Below are 1,740 nucleotides of genomic sequence, written 5' to 3'. Positions count from 1 at the left end.
GGGCGCGGTTTGGTGGTAGGAGCGGACATGAGTGGTAGACCAGGCAGGCAGTGGTGGGCCACAGCGGTATTTCGGCGCGGATGCCGCGCTGGGCTACCACGGTCCGCGCGCGTGGTAGCTCAGAGCGGTCAGCGGTCTCGGATAGCGCCTGGTCCTACCACCGGCCACGAGAGACCGGCCGGCCAGAACGGTCGCGGCGGGCCGAACAGGCCGGATGCCGCCTTCGGCTACCACCCTCGTGCCCAGCTACCACCGCAGGCCACGGCTACCACCCTCGTACCCGGCTACCACCCTCGTGCCCGGCTACCACCACAGGCCGCGGCTACCACCCTCGTACCCGGCTACCACCCTCGTGCCCGGCTACCACTGACCGCGCCCGGGCAGAGCCGCAAGCGGCGGCAGCGACGGTGAGCAGGCACCCGGGCGCCTGGCAGACCAACCGAAAGCCCACACCCGGCGAAAGCGCCAGCAGCAAGCGCACGCACCGAAGAGCCCCGGCAACCCGAAGAGCCCCGGCAACCCGAGGGAGTCCCGGCCGAGGGAGTCCCCGCCGAGGGAGTCCCGGCAAGGCGAGCCGGACCTCCACCGCGAAGAGTCTCTAGCTTGCTGCCACCACTCACGCCCGGCATGGGATCAGGCCAGGATGGGGTTGGGCCGGGATGGGGTTGGGCGCGGAGCGCCCGGAGGGTGACCACGCACGCAGAATGAAGGGTGCGCGGCTCTGTTCTGGCCGCCCGCGGCCTTGGAGCCGCGCGCCCGGCCTCGACGGGAGTTACGGTCAGCACCACCCACCCAGGTGCGACATCAAGCTCTTGATCTTGAAGTGGGGTTGTCCGCCTTCGCGGCGCGGCCGGCGGCCTCACATACTTCCAGGATCTTTGGCGCTGTTACGCGGGACGTGGCGACGGTAGGCGCTGACGGTCGGGTCGCCGGCGATCGAGAATCGCCATGCCAGATCGTGTGCAGCGGTTACGCCAACCCGAGGACCAGCCAGGACGCGCTCGTCCGGGACTGGCTCGGTCGGGGGCTGCAAGGTCAGCGGGCCGGTGCCGTCAACCACCGATGTGCCATAGGCCGTGAGTGGCAAGCCGAGCGCCTCGACGAGGCGGGCCGGCCCTGAAGCGAGATCGGCATCGCGCTTTGCCGCAGGCCGCCGAGAGCGGGCAACGTCGACACCGTCCACAACCTGCCCGGCCCGCAGGAGAACAGCGGCAGGCTGCCCCGCCGGTCCGCACGTCACATTGGCACAGGTATGCAATCCGTATATGCGATACAGATAGAGGTGGCCGGCTGGTCCGAACATGGCGGCGTTACGTGAGGTCGGCCCTCGATGAGCGTGGCTGGCGGGGTCGCCGCCCAGTCCGGCGTATGCCTCGGTTTCGGTGATTCGGATGGTGACGCCGTTGGCGACCGCCAGCCAGCCGAGGAGCCGGCGTGCGGTGTCGGCGACCGCGGTCGCGGTCGCGTCGAGCCAGGCGTAGGTCACGTTTCAAGGAAAGCAGAGGAGCCCCGCGCAGAGGACAAGGCGCTGCCGCGCGAGCCGGCGAAGTGACAACCGCCATGGCGATGACCGACATCGCGTGGAAGCTCGACCGTTCTGACGACAGCGCCCACTAGAGCGCATCTGACGGATCATCACCGGTTGCGATGATCGATCGTTGTCTCGTCGTGGCTGGTGATTTAACTGATGAGGACTGGGAACGGCTTGAGCCGTTGCTGCCGAGCATGGACCCGCAGCGT

The 1,740-nt window shown here is 68.9% G+C and carries 1 protein-coding gene; it reads right to left on the bottom strand.

Annotated features, from left to right (window positions below; translation table 11 throughout):
• Positions 1 to 859: 859 nt before the first annotated feature.
• The gene (locus QSK31_RS47375; protein ID WP_285691764.1) at positions 860 to 1,486 is read right to left on the bottom strand and encodes a DNA-3-methyladenine glycosylase; all 627 of its coding nucleotides are present in this window, start codon (positions 1,484 to 1,486) and stop codon (positions 860 to 862) included.
• Between the last annotated feature and the right edge of the window lie 254 nt (positions 1,487 to 1,740).

It is taken from the genome of Actinoplanes sp. NBRC 103695 (genome assembly GCF_030269485.1).
Lineage (GTDB): Bacteria > Actinomycetota > Actinomycetes > Mycobacteriales > Micromonosporaceae > Actinoplanes.
This window is presented reverse-complemented; position numbering and strand designations above follow the sequence as displayed.